The organism is Butyrivibrio sp. INlla16, assembly GCF_900104155.1.
GTDB lineage: Bacteria > Bacillota > Clostridia > Lachnospirales > Lachnospiraceae > Butyrivibrio.
Genome location: NZ_FMYB01000021.1, coordinates 41,872 through 67,334, shown reverse-complemented (window position 1 = coordinate 67,334; position 25,463 = coordinate 41,872). Strand labels below are relative to the sequence as shown.

Genomic DNA, 25,463 nt, shown 5'->3' with positions numbered 1-25,463 from the left:
CCTTCATTATTTTAACAGAAAAGATATTACGGAAAAAGTAAAAAATGAAAAATATAATAAAAAATCTTATGATGAATAGTCTCTTCTCTTGCGATCAGCGGCTTCTATAAGCATTCTCAGCTCATCTTCGTCTCTGGGAGTTCCGTGTGAATATCCGCTTGTATAGTGAATAGGTTTATCTATTTCTGGGATACTGAGTGTGGCCATACTGCGCTCCCAGATAGACAGGCGCTGAAGCGCATCACTAAGTTCCATGTCCTGAAGTATTATAAGGAATGAGTCAGAGCCATATCTGTAGGAGTGACTGTCCGTGAGGTGAGTTTTAATATATTTGCCCACCTGATTGAGGATTGCATTACCTGCATCAAGGCCGTATTCTTCGTTGACCTTGGAAAATTCGTCAAGATCCAGCATGACGACGATAATGTGATGATTCTGGTATGAGTCGAAATCATCACGTAGAGCATAACGGTTTTTCATATCAGTGACATTATCATGCACCGGAACATTCTGGAGCATGTCGTTCATGGTTTCAATGCGGTGAATACGCTCAAGCTCTGTTGCCTGCATACGGTATTTGTTGAAGGCACCGATGACTGTAAGTATTGCAAGCAGAGAGTAGTTAAAAAGATTGATCCTTATGGCGCCATCGTAAGCATACAGTATCAGGTAAAAAACAATATAAGAGCCAAAAATCAAAATGAAACTGGTTATCGGCGGCAACAAAAAGAAATTTACCAGACAGAACACTATAGCAAAAAATACAAACATTTGGTTTCCGTTGGCGTAATGATAGAAGGATGTCGCGATACCAAAGATGATGATAAGGATATAGTAGATTATGCTGATATGTCTGTAAGTGCTGAATGGATGTTTTGAATCCTTAAGTCCGTAATTTGAAATAAGGAAAGTTATGGCACTGACACCTATCGAATAAAGTGCATTCGGAATAACACCCGGCTCGGAAAGAACATCTCTGAAAAAGATAAAATATGAAATTAAAGCCAGTAATTCCATGATTGTGAAAGCAAAGGAAATATCTCTCGTTGACTTTAAATTTATGCGGTAAAGACCTTCTTTTATGGAAGGATGAATATATGGATTGATATAATTCAGTACATTTTTTTTGATCTCGGAAAAAGTTGCCATTAGTTCCTACCTTCGATAATATAATGATAAAGGCGGTATGTGCTTGAACGCCCCTCGCTGAAAACACAAAAATACATAAGCCAAAGCAAATTATATCACAAATATGCGTAATTCTGAATAAAAATGAGCTGAAACAACGGCTTACAGAGGAGAAATTGTAATGTTATATGATACTTTTTTGGGTTTTTTTACACCCCATCAGGCAGCAGCTATAGGTATGGTAGTCTCATTTATTCTGACGTTTGTCACGCTGAATATGAGGTTCTCATTTCTTCCGCAGGATCAGGGGCGCGCTTTTGCCATAAACGGTGCTTTGTCTAAAGGCAAGCTGCGCGGAGTGGGAATTGTTTTTGTTATAGATTTTATTCTTGTTTCTGTTCTTTTTTTGCCACTCTCTGTTGAGATGTTGATCTATCTGGGACTGCTGTTTCTTATAATGCTTAGCGGTTATCTTGATGATGCGGCAGAAAAGCCATGGAATGAATATAAAAAAGGACTTATTGATTTTGTGCTGTCAGTAGCGACTATGGTTACCTTTCTGTCGCAAAACGGCACCACAATAAAGTTCCTTGCATTTGAACTGAGCATACCCTACCCTGTTTATTTTGTGCTGGGAGTAGCGCTGATTTGGGTGGCGATTAACGTTACAAATTGTTCTGACGGCGTGGATGGTCTTTGTGCATCACTTGTTATTGTAACAATAATGTCGTTTGTTATTTTATTTTCCGAAAAACTGGGAAGCGTTGGAACAGCCGGACAACTGCTGGTGGCTGTGCTTCTTGCATACCTTTATTTCAACTGCTCGCCGAGTTCGATGCTGATGGGAGATGCCGGCTCCAGAGCACTGGGATTCTTCATTGCAATTCTGGCAATGAAGTCCGGTCATCCTTTTTCATATCTGATGTTATCATTGGTGCTTATAATCGATGGCGGCCTTGGCCTTCTCAAGATAACACTTATCAGATTCTTTAAGCTCAAAGTAATGACCAACCTTCGAACACCGATCCACGATCATGTTCGCAAAAACCTCGGATGGTCCGACACACAGGTAGTCCTCCGCTTTGTAATTATTCAGGTAGTACTATCTATTCTTTACGTAGCTCTTTGATGGGGCTTTGGATTAAAGGGTTATCAGATACTATAGGTCTTATTTTTCAGGCGATCCTCGAATTCTTCTCGGGTGAGGGGCCTGTCGTAGAAGAACCCCTGGACCAGATCGCAGCCGACACGTTGCAGAAATTCTATCTGGTCGGGACGCTCGACACCTTCGGTTATAACCTCAATATCGAGCTCCTTTGCCATCTGAATGATATTTTTTAAAACAATCTCATCGCGGCGGGTCAGAACCTCGTTATCGATAAAGGACTTGTCTATCTTAATGGTCGATACAGGCAGATCTCTTAGAATTCCCAGAGAAGAGTAGCCTGTTCCGAAATCATCGATTGAGCTGGCAATATTCATGCCGTTCAGCTTCGTCAGGAAATGAGTGATAAGACCTTTTTCCTTTGAAGTCGCAGTTTCGGTAACTTCAATCTGAATATAAGACAAATCTAAATCATATTTATTTATTATCTCAAGAATATGATCTGCAAGTCTCTCGTCTGTGAGATCGCTCCTGGAGAAATTGACGGAAACAGGGACAGGATCAAGACCTTCGTCCAGCCATTTGCGGATAGTGCGACAAACTTCCTCAATGACGTAGATATCAAGACCGATCGAAAAACTGTTTCTCTCAAGTACGGGAACAAATTCAGCCGGATAGACATATTCACCTTTGCACAGCCAGCGGGAGAGTGCCTCTGCTCCGATCAGCGTATGTGTCTTGGTGTCTACTTTAGGCTGGTAATATACCTTAAATTCATTATTCAGAAGACCGTCCTCAAAGCGATCTTCAATCTGCTTCTCACGGTAAACCCTGGTGCTCATATCCTTTGTTACAAAGAGGAAAGGCTCATTTGAAAGTGATCTGGCAACGCTAAGCGCTATAGAACTGCGTCCAAGAATCTGACCGGGGTTTTTCAAAGAGTCATCAATATCGTAAACTCCGGCAACGGCACTTATAGTTACAGGTACCTGTTCGCCGTCGCGTATTCCGTAAACTGTCGTTTTTTGAAGCAGGTTCAGGAAGTCGCCGGTGCGTTCCTTGCGAATAAGCGCAACAAAATTATCTCCGCCAAGGTGGCCGACTACTTCGTCCTCTTCACAGAATTCCAAAAGTGTTCTTGCATATCTGCGGACGATATTATCTGTTTCATCAGCTCCGAAGCGCCTGTTAATAAGCCCAAATCCCTTCAGGTTAAAATAATAGGAGTTATATTTTGTTATCTCACCAGAAATGACTTTTCTTGTAGCAAAAGCGAGAAAGCCTCCTGAATTCGGAAGGCCTGTAAGATACTGCGTAAGAGCACTTTTTTGGACGAGCTCAACGAGCCTGAATCTGCCGATGTGTATCAGGAATATTCTGATGGCAGATAAAACAAACTGCCTTTCATCTTCGCTCCAGTTTGTCTCGATCGGAGCATACACCCTGGCAGTGATCATTCCGTTTTCAAAAGTACGCTGTGATTCCTCCAGCCACACGATTTCCGTTTCCTCATCCGAAATCATCTCGCCTGAGTACACGGTTAAATGTCTGACTTCACCGGTCGGAGTCTGCCTGGTTTCCGGAATATTCATATCCAGGGTAATACGGGAAATTTGAAGAGCGGGAGCAATAAGAGAAAAGGCAGCACCGCATGCCTCCATGGTATTTTCCGTACCGGAAAGTATTTGAACAAATTTATCCAGAGTTATAGTTTTATCCATGAATATACACTCATATTATTATTGTCGCGACTATCCTTATTTTGCTATAAATATGTGATTAAAACAAGTGAATAATTATGTTTTCTATATTAGTTTTAATTATCCGTCAAATTAGACAATTTATGTAGAAATATTCGTCAATGTGCTATAACACAAAATGATTAAAACTTGATACAATTATGTAGTATCACAAAATCTCATTTTTATTTGATTTTTTGAGTGTCTGTTAATACATCAACTAGAGGTTCATGGGGGGTGCCGATGTCTAAGGGGTGACTAGGCGCGGACCGAAACGGAGTGTAAACAGTTATGGGGATAACTATCAGGCAGTACTCATCGGTCGTGGTGACGATCAGTGAGCGCGAATCTGAAGCAGTCAAAATTGCGGTGTCAAATCTGATCCGCGACTTCAAAAGGGTGTTGCAAATTAATACGGAAGTTCATGACCCTGACTCACAGCATATACTTGTGGGTACTGTTGGCGTGTGTGAAGACTTCGAGGAAGAGGATCTTGTCGGTCTTTACAGCTCTCATGGCAGAAGAAGAAAAGAGGCATATGTTATCCGTGATAGGCGAGGAAGGCTGATAATTGCCGGTTCCGACAGAAGGGGAACCATTTTTGGCATATATGAATTTTGCAGATCTGTGCTGGGAGTTTCACCCTGGTACTTTATGGCCGATGTGCCGATTCATCCCAAGACTGAAATTAATCTTCCCGATGATTATCATGTTTCGGATCATCCGAGTATAGAATACCGAGGGATATTTATAAATGACGAAGAAGAGCTTGATCACTGGGCTCAGAGATATCTTGGCGAAACTACTATAGGGATAAGGACCTACGAAAAGATCTTTGAACTGATGCTGCGCCTTAAGATGAATTACCTCTGGCCTGCAATGCATGTAAATGCTTTTAATGCAAATCCCGAAAACGCAAAGCTTGCTGATAAGATGGGAATAGTTATAGGTACTTCCCACTGCGATATGCTTATGCGCAGCAATAACAAGGAGTGGAGGCCCTGGCTTGAGAAGAAGGGTTATAGTGGCATGCCCTATGATTTCACTGCTTCCGAAAAGAGCAGGGATGCAATAATAGAATACTGGCAGGAAGCTGTTGAGCAGAACAAGGATTATGAGGTCACCTATACTCTCGGTATGAGAGGTGTTCATGATACTGAGCTTGAGCCGGTGGCACTTGCTGGACTTAAAGGGGATGAACTTCGAAGTGCCAAGATAGAACTTCTTGAGGATGTAATAGATGCTCAGGAAAAAATTCTGGACAGCACTCTCGAGTATACGCCCATGAAGATCTTTGTGCCTTATAAAGAGGTGCTTGAGCTGTATGATAACGGGCTTAAAATTCCGGACGATTTTACACTTATATGGGTGAACGACAATTACGGACATGTAAGAAGATATCCCAACGAAAATGAAAAGCGTCGCTCCGGTGGTAACGGACTTTATTACCACAATTCGTACTGGGCGCCGCCGGGAGCATCATATCTTTTCCTGTGTTCAATCCCCCTTTCACAGACCAGAAATGAGCTTAAGAAGGCATACGAAGAGGGAATAAGAAAGCTCTGGGTTACAAATTTTGGTGCGATAAAGCCGCTTGAGCAGCAGATGACTTATTATGCCCAGCTTGCATGGGATATAGGAAAAGGGGATACCATCTGCGCGGATGAGGTGGAATTCCTTGCAAAGTGGATTGATGAAACCTTCAGCGGACATCATGGTAAAAAGCTTGCGCCGATGCTGGTTGAGTTTGATCAGCTGACGAACGTGCGTAAAGTAGAACAGATGGATGTGGACGCTTTCTCGCAGACAGCTTATACGGATGAGGCAGTTAGCCGTATTCACCGCTATGAGTATATGTTTAAAACCGGAAACAGAATATATCATTCTCTTCCCGATAACGAAAAGGATGCTTTTTTCCAGCTGATACTGATGAAAATACATGCCGCATATTATACCTATGCGATGTATTATTATGCGGACAGAAGCAACCTGTGTATAAGACAGGGAAAAACCCACAGTGCTTCGGACTATACCACAAGATCACTGGCCTTTGATCATGCGCGAAGGAGCATGCTTTATTACTATAATCACGTAATGTCCGACGGGAAATGGGACGGGGTTATGACTCCGGAGGACTTCCCGCCGCCGAGGACTGCGATGCATCCCGCATGCAAACCGCCGATTAAAAAGTCTGAGGATCATCTGATTGTCACTTGTCAGAATGAAGAGAATTCACTGACCTTTGTAAAGCCGGTTGAAAAATGGTTTGAAATAGCAAACTCGGGAGAAAACGAGATCGTAGTGACGGTTGATCTCCCCTCATGGCTCAAAGTAACAGACGAGAGTATAGTCGGTTTTGATGGACACGGCGATATCAGAATCAGCGGAGAAGAGAGACTTCTTCTGGAGGTTGACTGGACCACGGTCTCCGACATGATAGAGCAGATGACCAAGAAGGGCGAGGTGAAGCCTGACGATGCCGTAGTTTCCATTAAGGATGAAATCCATGTAATGGCTCTGATGACAGGAGAGAATCATGTTATACCCGTGGAGGCCAAACTTTTCAGGGGAATAACACTTCTCGGCCAGGGGAATATTGTATTTCCGCCTCACATGGAGGATGACGGAATGCTTAGAATAGAGGCCGATATGGTTCGCGACCTCTCGGGAGCATGGGTCAGAATTCCAAATCTTGGAAGACAGAGAGGATCGCTGGTTGAGGCCAGGACAGAAGGCGCTACCCTTACCTATGAAGTAACTGTCACCAGTGAGGGCGCATTCCTGCTCGAGCTTCATAGATTCCCGTCGCTCAATTCCAAGGGAAGAATCAGAATCGGAGTTTCCGTGGATGAAAATCCTGTGGAAGTTATTGAATCCAGAGCTAATGATGAATTTAAGGGAGAGTGGAAAAATAATGTCAGAAATAACGTAGATAAGCTTTATCTGCGTCTTCCGAATATAAAACCCGGATCGCACAGAATTATTTTCCATGCGGTAGACAGATATTTTTCCTTCTCGAGATTTGTTATCTATACAAGAGAAAGACAGGAGAACACGCTAGGTATAAGAGGCGGAGATTTGAGGTTGCCGCTTAGTTTTGATGCCGCGGGTTTCTGCTGGGATTTCTATGGAAAAGAGGCCTACGAGCTACCGCCAAGACCGGTCTATTATGCTTTCAGAAAGCAGAAGGGCAACTGCCTTGAAATGGGTGAGCATATGGAATTCCTCTCCCATTACGGAGCTCCTGTAGCCGCAGGTGAGATAGTGGCTACGGGTGAACATACAGCAGTTGAAAAGGACGGAAGAATATTCATTGAAGCAGCTGCAGCCCTGGCACAGTCTAAGGCCGCTTACACTGAGGGTGGATGGGATTATTGTAATGCACCTTCGCACGGAGAGAGCGGACTTGCCATGTACATCAGGGATGAAAAAGCACTTGAAGGCTATCATGGCACAAGCTGGGGAGGAACGAGCGCAATTAAAAAGGCGCCATCTCTTCATTACAATATTGAAACAAGAGGCGGTACCTATAGGATATGGGGAAAGTTTCTCATGTGGGATGAGGAAAAGTCACATTTCACGATAGGCGTGGATGATAAGATTTATTCAGAGAGAGATTTGTACAGCGGACAGTCCATCTGGCGTTTTTCTGCAGAGAATATCTGGAGATGGGTTCCTCTAATGGATGTAAAACTGCGAGGCGGAAGGCATACGCTTAGATACTTTGCGCTTTCGGCAGGAATAAGAGTGGAGCAGTTCTATCTGACTGCCACTGATGAGCTCCCGCCCGCTATAGTGTAGTTATATTATGCTAAGAAGAGCAAGCGTGCTTCCCTGACCCCAGGGGAAATGATCGTAGATCTGCCTGTGAACAGCGATGTCCTCACAGCTGCTAAGAGCATGTAATACAGAGCCGTTATCGGTTTTTGCAAGGAGAAAATCTCCTGCGCCGGAGACGGCTTTTTTTACGTCCTCAGCAAGATCCTTGGCGTGAGCGTGAAAAGCGCCGCTCCTCATCCAGACTGCCATGGAATAAGCTATCATGGCTGTAGCGGAGGTATCGGGTTCTCCCTCTGTTGCGGGAAGAAGCCAGGAAAATCCTCCGTCGGGTCTCTGGTAGGAGATGACAGTTTTCATGAGGGTATAATATTGTGACATGATCTTGTCGGCAGTGTTCTTTAAGAGTGATTCTCCCGAGGCATCGTTACCTTCGCTGTATTCCCGTTCAAGACCGGCAAGAAGCTCGGAATATCCCATCATAAGCCAGCCTACAGCTCTGCCCCACCCGATGATTCCCTGCTTCATATCCTTTTCCAGAGAGAATGCGTGATAGGGAAGACCGGATCTTGCATCAAGTCCTTTTTCGTTAAAATTCAGGAGTTGTTTTGCTGCCAGAGCCATGGCATTTTTTTTATGAAAAACTGAGGCATAGCGGGAGAGATACATTGCACTCTGCCCTGCACCGTCCGCATATATAAGGTCATTTCCTTTTGAGGGATTGTAGATAATGCTTTCCTCGCTGTTTTTGGGGCACTGAGCCAGATAATTGGCTATTTTCACAGCCCCGTGATGGTAACGCCTTTCGCCGGTATTTTCATACATGCTGATAAGAGCAAGACCGGCGAGAGAGTCGTCAACAAAGGATACTTCTTCACCGTCTTTTATCCATTTATCCAGGTAGGAGCCTATGCATTGCGTAATTTCATCTCTGGATGCCTTGTCAATAAGAGATGAAGCATTCCCGGACGGAGAAAAAGCAGCCTCGGACAAGCCGAGCAGCAAAAGCCCTGCGGGCCAGAACATGGGATCTCTGTTGGTAGTGGCTCTTTTTAGTGCCTTTTTTGCGGCATCTTTTAAAGCGTCCTTTGCCGAGTAATTATTTATATTTTTCAAATCATTTTCGGTTACTTTGATTATCTGTTCAAATGTTTCCTTGTTCATGCCTTCCCCAGCTTTCTCAATACTATGCCTTTTAGATATTCATATTCCTCGGTCTTGTGATAGATGATCCAAAATACACCATTAAATACTACGGTAACAATGATTATCATAAGAGCAAAAGACAGGATGGTTATGTTTTTAAGAACAATTGTGCTCAAAAGATAAAGGACCGCAATAATCGAGACTTCTGTCAGTATATACTTCAGACTGTCCATAAAGTAGGACAGTGAACTTTTATCAAAGCATACGCGGTAAATTATAATAGGCTTCGTAATATTGGCTATAAGTCCCGATACGACTGTTCCGACATAAATACCCGTAAGACCGATCTTTTGAACAAGCACTATGGATATTACAAGATTTACAAAGCCCTGAATCAGAGCAAGGTACTTGTCCTGCTCGAAAACACCGGCAGCTGTTTTATAATTTGAAAGAACAATTCTGTCGCCCTTGAAATAGTAGTCTGTCAAAAGAAAATAAACGGCAATGGAGCTGAGCATCCATTCCGGACCCTTGTTCCTTACGATCCACAGATATATAAGGGGCTGAATCATTATAAAAAAGCCGCAGGCTGAAAAACCGTAAACCCAGGATGCAAAGAAGCGATAAACCTTAAAGGTTTTGTATTGCTTCTCCTTTGATTCAGTGGCAATCAGGTTGCCAAATCCGGAAATAACCGAGTTGAAAATTATGTTGACGAAATTGGAGATGGTACTTATTACCATTGTGTAATTGTCGACATAACCTGCCACTTTGACTTCAATGAAAGAAGAAATTATCAGAGTATCAGTCTGAAGTCTTGCTACATCGCCCACCTTGTGCATAACGAGAGCTTTGGTCTTTTTCCATACTTCATCGTGTTCATCCCTGGAGAGGGGAGTTACGTCCTTATCTGCAAGATATGGATAGAGTTTATTCAAATAGCTGTTGACGAATATCTTCTGGATAAGCTGAACAGCAGCATCGGTTAGCAGGTACAGGTAGAAATTCGGAATAACAAGGAGGACAATTATCTGGAAAAATACGGTAATTATCTTCGTTATAGTAATAATATTGGTCTGTATGTAGTTTTTCTGCTCGGCATTAACAAGGCTGTACTTATAGGATACAAAGTAAGTGCTTACCGTATTAAACAGAAAGATGAGATAATATAATGTAAGGTCGCGGGGCGTGATATCTCCGGGATTTTTGGTGAGATACTTAAGAAAAGGTGTGAGCGAAAGACCGATCACAGCCACTACAATGGCTATAGTGTGATATGCCTTGCGGTACATCTGCATGTAGGACTTTACCTTCTCTATGTCCTTTTTGGCAACGGGAGCATACAGGCTGAAATTAAGAGCGGTCCCTATGCCGAGCTCAGCCATTGACAAAAGTGATAGGATATTGCTATAGAGTGCATTGACACCAAGAAGAGTCTCGGCCAGTCGATGAATGAAAATGGTACGCAGAATGAAGGACATTAGCGCTGTTGCCAGCTGTCCTACGTATCCGAATGTTATGTTTTTGGCAACAAGCTTTGTTCTGCCCATAAATTGACCTCCGGGACTTTTTTCACTATCATGTTATTATATCATTTTAAGGAGAGTTTTTAGTAATGAAAGAAAAAAATGTTAAGTTAGATGGCAAAACAGTTCTTATCACAGGTGCTGCCGGATTTATCGGCTCTCATCTTGCCGCAAGACTACTTGATGAATTTAAAGATATAAAGGTTGTCGGATACGACAATGTTAATGATTACTACGATGTTCGTCTTAAGGAAGAGAGACTTGAGAAGCTTTCAAAATATGAAGACTTCATTTTTGTAAAGGGCGATATTGCTGACAAAGCAGCTGTGGATGAGGTATTTGCAAAGTATAAGCCTGCAGTTGTTGTAAACCTTGCTGCTCAGGCCGGAGTCAGATATTCAATCGAGAATCCCGGTGCTTATATCGAAGCAAATGTAATCGGCTTCTACAACATTCTTGAAGCATGCAGACATTCCGATCCCAAGGTTGAGCATCTTGTTTATGCATCAAGCTCAAGCGTATACGGCGGAAACACAAAGCTTCCGTTCAGCACAAAGGATCAGGTGGATCATCCGCTGTCACTTTACGCTGCTACCAAAAAATCCAATGAGCTCTTTGCATATTCTTACAGTAATCTATATGACATGGCTACTACAGGCCTTCGTTTCTTTACTGTATACGGTCCCATGGGAAGACCTGATATGGCACTTTTCCTCTTTGCGGATAAGCTCCTCAGAGGTGATACAATTCAGATCTTCAACTATGGTAACTGCAGACGTGACTTCACCTATGTCGATGATATCGTAACAGGTGTTGTGAATGTAATGCAGCACAAACCCGATGAGGATGAAAAGGGCAACCGCTACAAAGTATACAATATCGGTAACCACAATCCCGAAAACCTCATGGACTTCGTGGATCTTCTTCAGAAAGAGCTTGTTGCTCACGGAGTTCTTCCGGAGGATTTCGATTTCGAGGCACACAGAGAACTTCTTCCCATGCAGCCCGGAGACGTTGAGGCAACTTTTGCTGATGTAGACGACCTTATGGAAGATTTCGACTTCAAACCTGACACACCCCTTAAGGACGGCATCCACCGTTTTGTTGACTGGTATGCAGGATACGTAAAAAGAAGAGACAACTAAATGGATAATATAATGCAAAGCCGTATGGATCGCGGCTTCTTAAGACATCAGGATGAATATGAGGCAAAGGCTCTGGAGGTTCTTCGCTCGGGCTGGTATATTCTCGGCAAGGAAGTGGAGAGCTTTGAGGAGGAATTTGCTTCCTATGTCGGGACAAAGTACAGCGTGGGCCTTGCCAGTGGCCTTGATGCACTTTGGCTGGCGTTTAAGGTGCTGGGAATCGGCGAGGGCGACGAAGTTATTGTTCAGGGGAATACATACATAGCAAGCGTTATGGGAATAACCATTAATAACGCAACACCCGTTTTTGTTGAACCTGATGAGTATTATCAGATAGATGTCTCTAAGATCGAAGAGAAGATAACTGACAAAACCAAGGCTATTCTTGTGGTTCATCTCTACGGACAGGCTGCGAGAATGGACAAGATTACCGCTCTTTGCAAAAAGTACAATTTGAGACTTGTAGAGGACTGCGCGCAGTCCCACGGAGCTCTTTTTGATGGTAAGATGACGGGAAGCTTCGGAGATATCGGATGCTTTTCATTTTACCCGTCCAAAAACATGGGTGCCTTCGGAGATGCCGGGGCTATCACTACAAATGATCCGGAACTTGCAAGACTCATGAAAATCTACCGCAATTACGGCAGTGAGAAGCGCTACCACAATATGGTGGTTGGTGCCAATTCAAGACTGGATGAAATGCAGGCGGGACTCTTAAGGGTCAGACTCAAGTATATAGAAGAGATAAATAACGAACGCTATCAAATCTCTCGAAAATATGCTGAGGGTATTACCAATCCCCTTGTTATTAAGCCTCAGGTGGCAGACGGAGCCACCAGCGTATGGCATCAGTATGTGATCAGAATTAAGGATCGCAGGGATGAATTCATGGAATATCTGAAGGATAATAACATAACAACCATTATTCATTATCCCATTCCTCCGCATCTTTCGGAAGCATATTCATACCTGGGAATAAGGGAAGGTGATCTTCCCATATCTGAAAGCTATGCCAATGAGGTTCTGTCGCTTCCCATTTATGCAGGGATGACTGATGAAGAACAGACCTATGTAATAGACTGTATAAATTCCTTTGAGTAAACCGGAGCCGATACATGAAAAAGAATATAAAGGTAAAAAGCCTTAGAATTATTCTGTTTTTGATAAATGTTATAGCCGTTCTCCCCATACTTTTTGTTTCGCTTTATAATGTGCCTTCTGCAGACGATTTCAGCATGGCCTATGAAGTCCATGAAGCCTTTGTCTCCGGCGGCATTTTTGCGGCGATATTTGAAGCTGTATATATGGGAGTATGGTATTACCTGAATTGGACCGGAGTGTATTTCAGTGATGCGCTCACGGCTCTGGCACCTCATGTATTCGGAGAGAAGCTTTATTTTCTCGGAACATGGATTGTTCTTTTGATGTTTACCGTAGGGCTTTGCTATTTCCTTCGGCAGCTTTTGCACAATGTTCTCAGAGTGGAAAAGCACCTCACCGGATGCATAACCGGTGTTATATATTTTATTCTGATACAGTGCATGCCTGCCGGAATGAGCAGAGTGGAGAGCCTTTTCTGGTACAGTGGTGCGGTAAACTATCTTTTTATGTTTGGTCTTGGGCTTTTGTGGCTGGGATTTCTTATGAAAATCGCAAATGCCGAGTATTATAAGAGCTACAAGATTGTCCTTTTATCTATCCTTGGTTTTTTGCTTGGCGGAGCCAACTATATGACTTCACTGAGCCTCGGAATAATATCAGTATGTATTTTAATAATATCAGTGGTATCGATGTGTTCTGGAAAGGCTTCGCTGGAGAAGCAGATTGAATACAGGAAAAAGCTTGTGGTACGTATTGCGGAGCGATTTTCCGGATTCAGAAGAGTTGTTTCTCCTGCTATATGTATGCTAATAGGGCTGATCCTGGCAATGATAGCACCGGGAAATGCTAAGAGATCTTCTGCAGCTGCGTATAATCCCATAAAAGCAATTTTGATGGCGATCTACTATACTTTTGATGCAATGCTTGGGAAATGGCTTACCTGGCCGGTAATTGTACTTCTGGCGCTCCTTATTCCACTTCTGTGGAAGGCCACCGGAAGAATCAAGCGGTTTTACGGATTTGATCATCCGGTTCTTTTTGCTGCATTCTGTTTTTTGCTGACTGCAGCGGAGATAACGCCTCCAATTTACGCAACAGGAAGTATAGAGGCCGGAAGAATTCAGGCGCTTTTCTATATGCAGGGGATGCTCTTGCTGATATTGATCATCGGATATATCTGTGGATGGATTAGATATGTGATTAAACCTGCAAAACTCCTTGATGACGATGCCTTATCAAAGAGAAAACCCGGAGACCTTCTTCAGGATGCCTTTCTTGGAGAACACGCTTCAAAGGTTATAGTTTTTGTCGGTGCAGGATTTATCGCGGCATCTGCTATTGCGTTAAAGCCTGAGATAAATCTATATACCGGGACGGCTGCAGTCAGAGATATCGCATCGCATGATGCAGCGACTTACAAGACAGAGTTTAACGACAGGATAATGGTTTTAAAGAATGACAAGATTAAGGACGCAGAGATTTCACCTTACTCGGTTCATCCCACGCTCCTTTTCTTTTCGGACATAACGGAAGATGAAAAAGACTGGCTTAACAAAGCTGTCGCAGAATATTATCATAAAAACAAAGTTACATTGAAACAATGATTTTCAATGCACTGGGAGGTTTTCTTGAGTACAAACGCAAGGGATAATGGCAATAAAAAGGAAATAAAGGCCGGGGTGACAGGATTTGACAGATGGCTGATTGCTTTTGTTAACGATAATCTCGATAAGCTTGCGCTCTGCGTTTTATTGCTTCTGGCAGTTCTGATAAGAGTAAAAATGATACCGGAGACGACACTCTCTCCGGATTATGAGAGTTACTACCTTCCCTGGGTTCAGGCATACAGAGAGTATGGCTTTTTTGGCGGACTGTCCAAGAATATAGGTGATTACTATGTGCCTTATAACGTCATGTATGCTATCTGCTCGCTTTTTCCCTGTGAGCCTTATATTCCGCTTGCTGTTTTTTCAATGATTGCGGAGTTTGTAAGTGCCTTTTTTGTACGGAAAATTCTTATCCTTATCCTGGCGGAGAGGGGAATTACAGAAGATAAGGCTTCCTTACAGGCTTCCTTTGGCGCGGTGCTTACGCTGTTTCTGCCCTTTGTTGTCTGGAACGGGGCTCTGTGGAAGCAGTGCGATGCCATCTATGTAGTATTCCTTGTTATATCGCTGTATTATCTTTTGAAGGATAATTACAGGACAGCTTTTATTTTTCTTGCGATTTCCTTTGGATTTAAACTTCAGGCAATCTTCTTTGTGCCACTTTTTATGGTGCTCTATTTTGCAAAGAAAAAGTACAGTATTCTGGAGTTCTTCTGGATACCTGTTATGTATTTGATATTGGGACTTCCCTGCGTTCTCTGCAGGAGAGGGCTTAAAGCAACTTATCTTGCCTACCTTGCCCAGACTCAGGAGGTTTCGACTGAAGGATACGGTATGGTGTCCTATTATCCTAATTTCTATAACTTCGGACTTGATAATTTCGATGAGATATTAACTCTCCCCGCTGTTATTATGGCTGTAGTGATTCTTGGAGTTATGGCTGTTTATGTACTAAAACATGTGGAATTTCTTGGAAAGAAGCAAAATGTTCTGTATTTCGGTGTTTTCATGGCATGGACCTGCTGTATGTTCCTGCCGGGAATGCACGAAAGATACGATTATGCCGTTGTACTTTTGATGACTGCGATTTGTCTTACATTGGAGAGACAAAAGCTTTGGGCTGCCGCACTGATGAATCTCGATTCCACGCTTGTATATATTATGGTTTTGTTCAAGCAGGAAACATTACCGATTACAGTAATATCTGCAGTTCAGATCGTTGTTTATGCAATGGTGGCATTTGACCTTATAAAGAGAATTGGAGGTCATCGTGCATAGGGCTTTACGAAAACTTGCAATGATATTTTTTGTGCCGTTTACAACGCTTAGTCTGCTTATTCTTGCGGCAAGTGCGGTGACCACAATATATTACGACACTGATCAGGGAGCGGATCTTCCGAGATTCGGCGCGCAGAATTATCTGATTCTGATAGTAGGCGCTGCTTTGTTTCTTTTGGCAGCTTATTTCCTTACCAAAACGCATGAAAAAGTTCTTTTTCCGATCGTTCTTATCGCAGAAGCACTTCTGTGCCTTGTGATAATTTTTACTTCGGATGCGGTGGCGGTAACGGACGGGCTTACGCTGGATAAAATAATAAACGCATTCAATGCCGGGGATTACAGCAGCCTTGAGAAGGGCGGCTACATGTTTGTGTATCCGTTTCAGATTGGTTACGTGGCGATCGGGCAGATATTAGCTGACGTCTTCGGGCCAAGTAATTATCTTGTGTTTCAGATAATCAATCTGGCGGCGATACTAGTGAGCGTTATTTTTTTACACAAAATAACCCGTGAACTTTTCGAAGATGATGGAATCTGCGAGGTGCTTGATCTTTTATCGCTTCTGATGTTTTTCCTGTATTCTTATGTTACTTATGTATACAACGACATCTGGTCAGTAGCACCCGGAATTCTGGCATTGTACTTTGAGATATGTTATCTGAAAAAGCATGAGATAAAGGATGAACTGTTTGCCGCGCTGTTCCTTGGTCTTGGGTGTCTTTTAAAGACAAATCTTTATATAGCGCTTATTGCGATGGCTATTCTCCTTGTGGCAGATCTGCTTCAGGGTGCTCTGACTAAGGCTGATAAGCTCAAGGGAAGATGCGTCATGAGCGCTGCTTTTATCATTCTTCTTGTGGTCATGGCTCTTTGTCCGCTGAAGCTTATAGGAAATGTATATGCGAAAAAGGCCGGACTTTCTGAATATCCTGATGGCGTTCCCAGTTCAACCTATTTTGCCATGGCGATGCAGGAGGGAGAAGGAGAGTGGGGATGGTATAACGGATTTAACTGGAATACCTACGCTGAAGCTGACTATGACCCCGAACTCACCGGAGAAAAGGCAAAAGCAGCAATAGATGAAAGACTCTCCGAATTCAGGGAAAGACCTCTGCATGCAGTTAAATTCTATGTAAGAAAGCTCCTTAGCCAGTGGGCGGATCCCACACATATTTCTCTTAGAAATTATGAATTGTCCATGAGACATTCAGATTCGAAGTCAGCGTTTGCCCATTCTCTTGTCTATGGCACCTGGTCTAAGATTTTTCAGGCAGTAATGGATGTAGCTCATTTTCTGGTATATTTCGGTGTATGCATCTATTGCTTTATTACCATAAGAAAAAAGAGCCTTGATTTACCTCAGGCTCTTCTGATACTGTTTGTTTTCGGAGGAATGCTATTCCACGAGATATGGGAGGGATCATCAAGGTATATTATCAGGTATTATCTAACGCTTCTTCCTTTCGGAGCGTATGGGATAAAAAATACTATATCCTTTATTTCCGGTTTGATGAAGAGGAGATAACACAGAAGTTACCAAAAGCCTTAATGTCCATGTTTTCCGCATTATATCCGGGGATTTGTTCCAGAGCCGGCCGCTGGGTATTATGAAGAATAAAAACACTGCCCTCCGCAAGATATAATGCAAGGTTGTCATTCATATCATCCGGGAGACCGAACCTGAAATGGGTGAAGGAATCGGCAATTCTGAATTCAGCAAGAGGATCTTTATAGTGCACCGTCTGAAGGAAATCTTCCGGCGGTGTTTTTGTGTAATAAAGGGCAATCATGAAAGGCGCCGAAACATGCTCATAGGTTGAGAAAATCGTGCCCTCCTTTGAAATAATATCCTCTGCATACGCGCAGGCTTCTCCGTAGCCGGGCATAAAAGCTTCCGCACTAAGACTGTTGTAATCAGTGAAATAAACCTGTGCAAACAAAAATGCGCCGATAAAGAAAAGAGCCGGAGGCAGGGCTTTTGCGGCTACTGCCAGAGCCTTGATATGTTTTTGGTAGGAGCTTTTCTGTACAGTGACAAATTCATCCACAACAAATACAAACCCGCGAGCCAGGAAAAAAACAAGCGGGATAAAGATTAGCACCATCCGGGTTATATCTTCTTCCACGAAAAGACCGAAGATAAATGAGGGATAAAAAAGGCTGTTCATCATCAGGTCCATAAAAGAACCGCCCTTGGCACGAATAAAGCTGATAACTATTCCGAGAATTGTCATTGGAAAAGTAAAAGCCAGAAGCGGAGGAAATCCGGGTATATAGCTTAGTATTTGCTCGGAAGAATTACCGAGAGTCATATTTTTTATCATGGTGATGAAATTAACGAAAATAGCAGGAAACAAACCGGCTCCGGAAGCAAATATCGACCTTTTCGCAGTAAACTTTGTGATTGAAAAAATCGGAGTAATGATTTCCGGAAGATTAAGGAAATTAACTGCGTAAAATACAAGGAGAGGCAGGGATACCAGGAGGAAAATACCAACACCTAGTTTTACCTGAGACATCGTCATTCTTCCTGATTTTACACAGATAATGCACATGATGATAAGGTGAAGGGGGATGACAAAGGTTGCAGCCCCGTAGCTGTACAGACAAAGAGAATAAACGATTGCGGAAAGTGCATAAAATATGGTTCCGCGTTCTTTTTTTGCCCCTCCGAGTGTAAATAGCAGGAGCGCAGAAACGACAAAGAAAGGCGTGGTATTACAGTCAAGGCTCCATCTTGAGAGCATTACATGCCATGGAACGAGTGCCATTATGGCAACACTTACGAGAGGAAGCCACAAATATTCTCCTGTTACACGCTGGAACGGTATGGCGCTTTTTTCACTTAAAAGGGTTTCCCTGCTGAGAATTCTGATAAGAAAAAAGAGAACCACAAGCGTTGCTATTCCCAGGATAGCCGGAAGAATTCGAAGAGAAAGAGCACTGCTGTCCAAAAGCTTAGTGGTAATAACATTTAAGTAGATCATAAGGGGGCTGCCGCCGCCTGAGCCATAGGTTATGGGATAAATGGGAAACGGGTTGCCGTCGCGGTCAAGTCCGAAGGCAGAGAGAATGTAGGCCTCATATCCGATGGAAGCCTCGTCCTGATGGAGTCCTGCTGGAATGCCTGCAAGCCGGTAAAGTCTTAAAGCGGCACCTATCAAAATGATAGCTGTGGGCAAAAGGACAGTGTATACTTTATTGAAAATAACATCTGATACATAAACCTGATAGGCAGAGTTCTTATTGTTTTTGGTGTGAAGAAAAAGAGCAAAAACAATCATCCCCAGATAGATAATAAGTGATACCGTATTAGCTGTCCCCATAAACTTCTCCCAAGAAAGAATTAGAAAAAATCCCCCAATGCCTTAATTATAGGGAACATGAGCACCCTAAGTCAAACGCTATGTTGAAAAAAATACTACCTATGATATAATAAGCGCTGTTGTAGTTATTATTTTGGAGGAAGTAAAATGCCAATCAAGGTTAACAGTTTTATGGGTAAATTCGGATGGTTCGCAAGGAAGCATTTTCCCATGCTTGCCAGCGAAGCTTATCTTAAACTTCAGTTTGCTACGAGACACAAACAGCAGCAGGCTTATATAGATTATTTCATGAATGCAAAAGAAGTACCGATGCCGAACGTGGTTAACATCGAGACCATCAACAGATGTAATTCCACCTGCGCTTTCTGTACTGCCAATGTTCATGCTGAGAAGAGACCTCTTTGCAAAATCGATGACGATCTCTACAAGAGCATAATCGATCAGCTCGCAGACTGGGGTTATAAGGGACATCTTACACTCTATGGTAACAACGAGCCCTGGCTTGATACCAAGATTGTTGAGCGTCATAAATATGCAAGAGAGAAACTTCCGGACAGCTTCATCTTTATGAGTACGAACGGACTTATCCTTAATATTGATAAGGTTAAGCAGATTAAGCCTTATATCAATCAGCTCATAATCAATAACTACAGTATGGAGTTCAAGCTTCATAAGAATATTCAAGAGGTTTATGAGTACGTTAAGGCTAATCCCGATGAGTTTAAGGATCTCGAGATAGAGATTCAGATGAGATATCTTGAAGAAGTACTTACCAACAGAGCAGGTTCTGCTCCCAATAAGCAGGCAACCGAGAAGGTAATCAAGGAGACCTGTCTTCTTCCCTTCACGGATATGTGGATAATGCCCAACGGAAAGCTTGGACTTTGCTGTTGTGATAACTATGAAGTGACCAATTACGCAGATCTTTCGACTACAAGTCTTAAAGATGGCTGGGCTTCGGAAGAATTCATGGCAGTAAGAAGAAAAATTGCCGAGGGACGTCAGAATGAGCCTTTCTGTAAGCACTGCGATTTCATAGATGCAGGCTTCAGAATGACAATTGTTCAGGCTATTCTTGAGGGAAGAGATCCCAATAAGCTCGGCGGACATGAGAGAATGGGCCTTTTCAAAAAGGAAGACTAAGTCAGCGATTGGAGGAATTGTGGGGTCAATAACCGTTAAAATCGCAACAAGGTGGTATATCTGCCTTATCAGCATTTTTATGATAGCTGTTTTTGCTATGTTTATGATAGTAGGAGAGAACAGCTACATAGCTATACCCGACAATCTGGACCTGTTCGTGGCCCAGTATAAAATGATGAAAAACACAGGGACATTCTTTGCTCAAGGCGCGAATGTCCCATTTCTTAATGGAATAAGCAGAGACAACCTTCCAGGTGAGTTCTACTTATACAGTGTTCTTTTTATGCTCTTTCCCACATATATCGCATATGTTCTCGGATATTTACTGAAAATAGTGATAGCGATTGTATCCTGTCTGCTTCTTGCAGGGGATATGATGGAAAATGAAAACCCCGGTGACATCGCCTGGATATGTGCTTTTGCTTATGGGATTTTGAATCTTTTCCCGGCCTTTGGTATAGCCTTTGCCTCAATACCTCTGGTTATTTATCTTTTGAGAAAAATATACAGGCTGGGGTTTAGCCGTGCCTGCGTAAAATATTTCATTCTTTTATTCCTGTATCCGGTAGTATCATATTTTTCATATTTCGGAATGTTTATTCTGGGATATCTGGTACTGGCAATTATATGGAGACTGATAGCAGACAGAAAGCTTTCACTGCCGCTTTGCCTTGCGCTTGTTATCCTTGCTCTTGGGTTCGTAGCCTTTGAATACCGGCTTTTCGGTGAGATGCTCTTTTCCGATGAAGTGACCATAAGAAGCAGCATGAAGGATGCTTCGATGGGATTTTCACAGATAATGGGCGAGTGTGCGGCTGTATTTACAAGCGGTATGATGCACGCGGATGACGCTCACCGTTTTCTGGTTCTTCCGATATGCACGGTCTACTTCATTTTCCTGAATGTGAGATATATTCTTCGCAGGGATTTCAAGGGTATGGTGCATGATATCTACAATCTCTTTGCGGTTCTTCTTGTGTTTAACAGCCTGATATACGGCCTGTATTACAGCGAGGAAATGAGAAATTTTGTGGCTTTTTTACTCCCGCCGCTGACAGGGTGGCAGTTTAACAGAACCATTTTCTTTAGCCCGTTTATATGGTATGCATCTTTGTTTGTTGTATGCATAAGAATGGCACGAAAAGAGAATGTGGTTTTCAGGATTGCGGCAAGAGTGATACCGATCGCAGCTGTATTTGTAATACTGCTTTGTTCAGAGCATTACAATGATGTATATGACACCGCCTACGGCACAGCATACAGGATAAAGACGGGGCAGGAGGTAGACAGGCTAAGCTACAGAGAGTTTTATTCCAGCCGGCTTTTTGATAAAATAAAAGGCGATATCGGTTATGATGAAAGTCAGTGGGCGGTTGCCTACGGAATGCATCCGGCCGTGCTTGAGTATAACGGGATATCTACACTGGATGGCTATCTTGGCTTTTATTCCCAGGAATATAAAGAGAAGTTCCGAAAAGTAATAGCCCCGGCGCTTGATAGAAAAGAGAATACCAGAATCTATTTCGATGATTGGGGTGCACGCTGTTATCTTTATTCCGGAACGGACGATTCTATCGTAATGGCTACAAGGAGCTATACCGGCGTCACTGACACGGATATTTACATAGACACGAAGGCTCTTTCGGAGCTTAATTGTAAATACATTTTCTCCAGAATAGAGATAGGCAATGCCTCGGAGAAGGGGCTTTACCTCGAGGGAACCTATGAGGATCCTTCATCTCCGTATATTATTTATGTCTACGGATTAGAAAACTAAAAAGGTGAAGAAAGAATGGATAAGATCGCAGTACTGATTCCCTGTTATAACGAGGAACAGACGATAGAAAAAGTAATAAAAGACTCAAAGGCAGCGCTTCCGGATGCTGTGATATATGTATACGACAATAATTCCACTGACCGCACATCGGAGATAGCCAAGGCAAACGGTGCGGTTGTTCGCCATGAGTATGTTCAGGGCAAGGGCAATGTAATCAGAAGAATGTTTCGCGAGATTGATGCTGAGTGCTATGTCATGGTTGACGGAGATGACACATATCCTATGGATGCCGCTCCGGGAATGTGTAGCCTTGTGCTTGAAAAGAATGCCGATATGGTAGTCGGAGACAGGCTTTCATCGACATATTTTACAGAGAATAAGAGACCTTTTCACAATTTTGGCAATAGCCTGGTAAGAGGAAGCATTAATCGCCTCTTCGATTGCGATATCAGAGATGTTATGACAGGATTCAGGGCTTTTAGCTATGAGTTTGCAAAGACCTTTCCTGTTTTATCTACCGGTTTTGAGATTGAGACCGAGATGACAATACATGCGGTCAATAACCACATGCAGATTGAAAATTATATCATCGAATTCCGCGACAGACCTGCGGGATCAGAGTCCAAGCTCAATACATATTCCGACGGCATGAGAGTTCTCATGACAATTGCACGACTTTACAGGGACTATAAGCCCATGGGATTTTTTTCGATCGTTTCACTGATTCTGGCAGTTATATCGCTTGTATTTTTCATTCCGATATTTGCTGAATACCTTGAAACCGGTCTTGTTGCCAAGTTTCCTACACTTATAGTCTGCGGATTTGTCATGCTCGCAGCGGTATTATCATTGTTTGCGGGGATGATATTACACAACTTAACCATAAATCACAGAAGAGAATTTGAGATGAGACTTATAAGTCTCCACTCAGAGAAAAAGCGCCTTATGCGTAATTCCTGAACCCGGTTTGGGAGAGGTGCTTTCTATTAGGAGGAATATTATGAAAAGAAAAATAGCGATGTTAATGACTACCATTATACTTGGTACGTCTCTTTTTGGGTGCGATGATCCTTCCCAAACTAATAGTGAGGGAGGTGAACAGGCTTCCATGGCCGGTACTGAAGAATCTATAGCTGCAAGTGACGCTGCGGACAGTGCATCATCTGTAGAAGAAAGTTCAGGCGATGCGGGGGAGGCAAATCCTGCAGATACAGCTTCCTCAGAACCCGATGCAGCATCAAATTCGTCAACAGAAGCGGTTTCTTATGTTCCGGAAGAAATAGTTGAGCCTGAGATTCCCGCAGAGGAGCCGGTACAGCCGGTAAACCAGACTGCTGCAGAGGAGCCCGAGCAGCAGGCAGAAACCGCGACAGAAACTCCGGTCGAGGAAGATAAAAACTATGATATTGTTTTCATGGGAGACAGTCAGTTTGATAATGCGAGGGGGACAGCTTCAGAGATTCCCGCATACACCTGCTGCCTTCTCGATAAGGATGTTAAGTTCTATAACCTTGCAATAGGCGGAACTTCAGCATCACTTGGCAGAGAGGATTATCTTGAGGTTTCAAGCTTTAACGATTCCTGCTTCGTTGGAATCTGCTATGCGCTTGCAGGAGTTTGCCCATCCGATTATCTTGGCTCATATGCTATGTACGAGGATTTTCAGAAGGTTAAACCGGAAAATGTTGACCTTTATGTTATTGAATACGGAGCAAATGATTACATAAACGGTAAGGACCTGTTTAATCCCGGCAACAACAATGATATTCACACCTATAACGGTGCGCTTACAGAGGGTGTTGAGACCTTGCAGAAGATAAGCCCCAAAGCGAAGTTTATTATCTGCAGCCCTTCATACTGCGTATGGTACAACGGCTCCGGACAGCTTATCGGAGACAGCAATGTTGTCAGCAAGGGAATAGGACCTCTTTCAGAGTATGCGAATACAGCAAGCAATTTTGCTAACTCTGCAGGCTTCCCTTACCTTGATTCAATGTATGCCTCCATGTTTGATCTTAAGATGGAGACCTTTGAGGATTATCTGTCAGACGGACTTCATTATACAGAGAAGGGAAGACAGATCTATTCAGCAGTTTTGGCTCATCTTATAGAGAAGGTGCGCGGAAAGGAAGTGGAGGATCTTCCTTACTTTACGATCAACAATTTTGATTTCTGGTATTACAAGGACAGTATCGGCCGTTAATACTACAGTCTCTTAAGAGACAAAAAATAAAATGATAGTAATGAGGTCAAATAATGCAGCTGATTTCAATACAGTTTTTAATATTTCTGCCCGTGATGGCATTTATCTATTTTCTCATACCCGAGAAAGTGCGTTATATCTGGCTCTTTCTTATAAGCTGGGCTTTCTATTTATCCCTTGACCTCAGGGGATTTCCGGTGCTTCTTTTCACATCGGTATCCACCTATGTGGGAGGAAGACTGTTAGAAAAGCTTGAGGGCGGAAAGAAAAAAGCTGTATTAGCTGTTGTAATATGTGCGAATCTTCTGGTTCTTGCTCTGTCAAAATATACGGGATTAACTTTCCTGTCGGCAGCAGGTATGTCGTTTTTCATGTTTATGGCAATCGGATACCTGGTTGATGTCTATAGGGGGGATCTGTATGCAGAGAAGAACTTTCTTTTGTTGTCGCTGTTCATCTCATTTTTTCCGCAGGTTACTTCGGGACCTATCGAGAGAGCGGGACATATGCTCAGACAATTCAGAACTCCCCAGAATTTCAGCTATGACAGGATGAGAGACGGACTTTTGCAGATGATGTGGGGCTATTTTATGAAAATGGTTATAGCCGACAGATGTGCAATACTTGTCTCTTCCATCTATGCGGACCCCGTTAAGTATGCGGGAACTGCTACGCTCATAGCATCCATACTCTATACCTTCGAGATTTACTGCGATTTTGGCGGATACAGCAATATCGCCATAGGCTGTGCCAAGGTGCTTGGATTTGATCTTATGAAAAACTTCGATGCGCCCTATACATCGGCAACTGTTCAGGAATTCTGGAGAAGATGGCATATCTCACTTTCTTCCTGGTTTAAGGACTATCTGTATATTCCTCTTGGAGGAAACAGAAAGGGAACTGTCAGAAAGTATATAAACATACTGATTGTTTTCGTGCTTAGCGGTTTGTGGCACGGTGCTACCTATACCTTTGCTATTTGGGGGCTTTTGCACGGAATCTATCAGGTTCTGGGTCACGTACTTAAACCGCTTAGGGATCGCCTGTGTGATACCTTTAATGTGGTAAGAGACAGTTTTTCTCACAGACTTTTAAAAACGCTTATCACTTTTATGCTTGTGAACATTGCCTGGATCTTTTTCAGGGTTCAGGATTTTAAATCCGCGCTCTATATGGTGCTTCATATTTGGAAGACGGCACCATGGTTTATCAGCAAGGGGACAGTATACGAGCTTGGTCTGGACAGACCAAATGTTTTGCTTCTCCTGATGTCCATAGGCCTTCTTATAGGTGTGGACATCGCCAATAAGCATGGAATAAAGGTGGCTGAGAAGATAACTACGCAGGGAATATGGCTGAGATGGCTTATATACATAGCAGCGGTTACTCTGATAGTTACCTGTGGAATCTGGGGACCGGGCTATGATGCCGCCGGATTCATTTATCAAAACTTTTAAGG

General features: G+C 43.0%; 17 protein-coding genes. 12 read left to right on the top strand and 5 right to left on the bottom strand.

Annotation, left to right across the window (positions count from 1 at the left end; translation table 11 throughout):
- Nucleotides 1-66 precede the first annotated feature (66 nt).
- Nucleotides 67-1,149, bottom strand: a complete 1,083-nt coding sequence (locus BLR42_RS11430; protein ID WP_091869170.1) for a GGDEF domain-containing protein — start codon at nucleotides 1,147-1,149, stop codon at nucleotides 67-69.
- Between the two features lie 160 nt (nucleotides 1,150-1,309).
- Here BLR42_RS11430 and BLR42_RS11425 point away from each other — a divergent pair, with 160 nt between their 5' ends.
- Nucleotides 1,310-2,257 (top strand): MraY family glycosyltransferase, encoded by a 948-nt coding sequence (locus tag BLR42_RS11425; protein WP_091820101.1) that lies wholly within the window; start codon nucleotides 1,310-1,312, stop codon nucleotides 2,255-2,257.
- A gap of 23 nt (nucleotides 2,258-2,280) precedes the next feature.
- On the opposite strand, the gene BLR42_RS11420 is transcribed toward BLR42_RS11425, so the two are convergent.
- Nucleotides 2,281-3,954 carry a GGDEF domain-containing phosphodiesterase gene (locus BLR42_RS11420; RefSeq protein WP_091869167.1) on the bottom strand — a complete coding sequence of 558 codons (1,674 nt, stop codon included), beginning with the start codon at nucleotides 3,952-3,954 and terminating at the stop codon, nucleotides 2,281-2,283.
- Nucleotides 3,955-4,263: 309 nt separating this feature from the next.
- Here BLR42_RS11420 and BLR42_RS11415 point away from each other — a divergent pair, with 309 nt between their 5' ends.
- Entirely contained in the window at nucleotides 4,264-7,773 is a 3,510-nt protein-coding gene (locus BLR42_RS11415; RefSeq protein WP_091869165.1) for a glycosyl hydrolase 115 family protein, read from the top strand.
- On the opposite strand, the gene BLR42_RS11410 is transcribed toward BLR42_RS11415, so the two are convergent.
- Complete coding sequence (locus tag BLR42_RS11410) at nucleotides 7,774-8,913, bottom strand: glycoside hydrolase family 88 protein (protein ID WP_091869162.1); 1,140 nt, start codon at nucleotides 8,911-8,913, stop codon at nucleotides 7,774-7,776.
- Complete coding sequence (locus BLR42_RS11405; protein WP_091869159.1) at nucleotides 8,910-10,445, bottom strand: lipopolysaccharide biosynthesis protein; 1,536 nt, start codon at nucleotides 10,443-10,445, stop codon at nucleotides 8,910-8,912. The genes BLR42_RS11410 and BLR42_RS11405 overlap by 4 nt, the downstream gene beginning before the upstream one ends.
- 65 nt (nucleotides 10,446-10,510) lie before the next feature.
- Between BLR42_RS11405 and BLR42_RS11400 the strand changes: the two genes are divergently transcribed.
- From BLR42_RS11400 to BLR42_RS11380, 5 genes are read left to right on the top strand one after another with little or no spacing between them, the layout of a single operon-like run.
- Entirely contained in the window at nucleotides 10,511-11,566 is a 1,056-nt protein-coding gene (locus BLR42_RS11400) for an NAD-dependent epimerase/dehydratase family protein (protein ID WP_022760264.1), read from the top strand.
- Nucleotides 11,567-12,667, top strand: coding sequence for a DegT/DnrJ/EryC1/StrS family aminotransferase (locus tag BLR42_RS11395; RefSeq protein WP_091869157.1), 1,101 nt, complete (start codon nucleotides 11,567-11,569; stop codon nucleotides 12,665-12,667).
- Between the two features lie 14 nt (nucleotides 12,668-12,681).
- Nucleotides 12,682-14,271, top strand: a complete 1,590-nt coding sequence (locus BLR42_RS11390; RefSeq protein WP_091869155.1) for a DUF6056 family protein — start codon at nucleotides 12,682-12,684, stop codon at nucleotides 14,269-14,271.
- Between the two features lie 24 nt (nucleotides 14,272-14,295).
- Nucleotides 14,296-15,552, top strand: coding sequence for a hypothetical protein (locus BLR42_RS11385; protein WP_091869153.1), 1,257 nt, complete (start codon nucleotides 14,296-14,298; stop codon nucleotides 15,550-15,552).
- On the top strand, nucleotides 15,545-17,080 hold the full coding sequence (locus BLR42_RS11380; protein ID WP_139165146.1) for a glycosyltransferase family 39 protein: 1,536 nt from the start codon (nucleotides 15,545-15,547) through the stop codon (nucleotides 17,078-17,080). Before BLR42_RS11385 ends, BLR42_RS11380 begins: the two co-directional genes overlap by 8 nt.
- Here the strand turns inward: BLR42_RS11380 and BLR42_RS11375 are convergent.
- Complete coding sequence (locus BLR42_RS11375; protein WP_091869149.1) at nucleotides 17,052-18,881, bottom strand: hypothetical protein; 1,830 nt, start codon at nucleotides 18,879-18,881, stop codon at nucleotides 17,052-17,054. The two genes, BLR42_RS11380 and BLR42_RS11375, sit on opposite strands and share 29 nt — an antisense overlap.
- 147 nt (nucleotides 18,882-19,028) lie before the next feature.
- Between BLR42_RS11375 and BLR42_RS11370 the strand changes: the two genes are divergently transcribed.
- From BLR42_RS11370 to BLR42_RS11350, 5 genes are read left to right on the top strand one after another with little or no spacing between them, the layout of a single operon-like run.
- Nucleotides 19,029-20,024 (top strand): radical SAM/SPASM domain-containing protein, encoded by a 996-nt coding sequence (locus tag BLR42_RS11370; RefSeq protein WP_091869147.1) that lies wholly within the window; start codon nucleotides 19,029-19,031, stop codon nucleotides 20,022-20,024.
- 19 nt (nucleotides 20,025-20,043) lie between these two features.
- A complete protein-coding gene (locus tag BLR42_RS11365; RefSeq protein WP_139165145.1) occupies nucleotides 20,044-21,801 on the top strand; it encodes a DUF6044 family protein in 1,758 nt (585 codons plus the stop codon).
- Nucleotides 21,802-21,816: 15 nt separating this feature from the next.
- Nucleotides 21,817-22,761: a glycosyltransferase family 2 protein gene (locus BLR42_RS11360; RefSeq protein ID WP_091869143.1), complete on the top strand. Its 945-nt coding sequence runs from the start codon at nucleotides 21,817-21,819 to the stop codon at nucleotides 22,759-22,761.
- Between the two features lie 40 nt (nucleotides 22,762-22,801).
- On the top strand, nucleotides 22,802-24,004 hold the full coding sequence (locus BLR42_RS11355; protein ID WP_091869141.1) for an SGNH/GDSL hydrolase family protein: 1,203 nt from the start codon (nucleotides 22,802-22,804) through the stop codon (nucleotides 24,002-24,004).
- A gap of 53 nt (nucleotides 24,005-24,057) precedes the next feature.
- Nucleotides 24,058-25,461 (top strand): MBOAT family O-acyltransferase, encoded by a 1,404-nt coding sequence (locus BLR42_RS11350; RefSeq protein ID WP_091869139.1) that lies wholly within the window; start codon nucleotides 24,058-24,060, stop codon nucleotides 25,459-25,461.
- The last annotated feature ends 2 nt before the right edge of the window (nucleotides 25,462-25,463 follow it).

Excerpts from the sequence above, each read along its gene's own strand:
- BLR42_RS11355 (WP_091869141.1), top strand. The coding sequence starts at position 22,802 with ATGAAAAGAAAAATAGCGATGTTAATGACTACCATTATACTTGGTACG.
- BLR42_RS11415 (WP_091869165.1), top strand. The coding sequence starts at position 4,264 with ATGGGGATAACTATCAGGCAGTACTCATCGGTCGTGGTGACGATCAGT.
- BLR42_RS11390 (WP_091869155.1), top strand. The coding sequence starts at position 12,682 with ATGAAAAAGAATATAAAGGTAAAAAGCCTTAGAATTATTCTGTTTTTG.
- BLR42_RS11405 (WP_091869159.1), bottom strand. The coding sequence starts at position 10,445 with ATGGGCAGAACAAAGCTTGTTGCCAAAAACATAACATTCGGATACGTA.
- BLR42_RS11410 (WP_091869162.1), bottom strand. The coding sequence starts at position 8,913 with ATGAACAAGGAAACATTTGAACAGATAATCAAAGTAACCGAAAATGAT.
- BLR42_RS11350 (WP_091869139.1), top strand. The coding sequence starts at position 24,058 with ATGCAGCTGATTTCAATACAGTTTTTAATATTTCTGCCCGTGATGGCA.
- BLR42_RS11400 (WP_022760264.1), top strand. The coding sequence starts at position 10,511 with ATGAAAGAAAAAAATGTTAAGTTAGATGGCAAAACAGTTCTTATCACA.
- BLR42_RS11420 (WP_091869167.1), bottom strand. The coding sequence starts at position 3,954 with ATGGATAAAACTATAACTCTGGATAAATTTGTTCAAATACTTTCCGGT.
- BLR42_RS11360 (WP_091869143.1), top strand. The coding sequence starts at position 21,817 with ATGGATAAGATCGCAGTACTGATTCCCTGTTATAACGAGGAACAGACG.
- BLR42_RS11375 (WP_091869149.1), bottom strand. The coding sequence starts at position 18,881 with ATGGGGACAGCTAATACGGTATCACTTATTATCTATCTGGGGATGATT.
- BLR42_RS11430 (WP_091869170.1), bottom strand. The coding sequence starts at position 1,149 with ATGGCAACTTTTTCCGAGATCAAAAAAAATGTACTGAATTATATCAAT.
- BLR42_RS11370 (WP_091869147.1), top strand. The coding sequence starts at position 19,029 with ATGCCAATCAAGGTTAACAGTTTTATGGGTAAATTCGGATGGTTCGCA.
- BLR42_RS11425 (WP_091820101.1), top strand. The coding sequence starts at position 1,310 with ATGTTATATGATACTTTTTTGGGTTTTTTTACACCCCATCAGGCAGCA.
- BLR42_RS11395 (WP_091869157.1), top strand. The coding sequence starts at position 11,567 with ATGGATAATATAATGCAAAGCCGTATGGATCGCGGCTTCTTAAGACAT.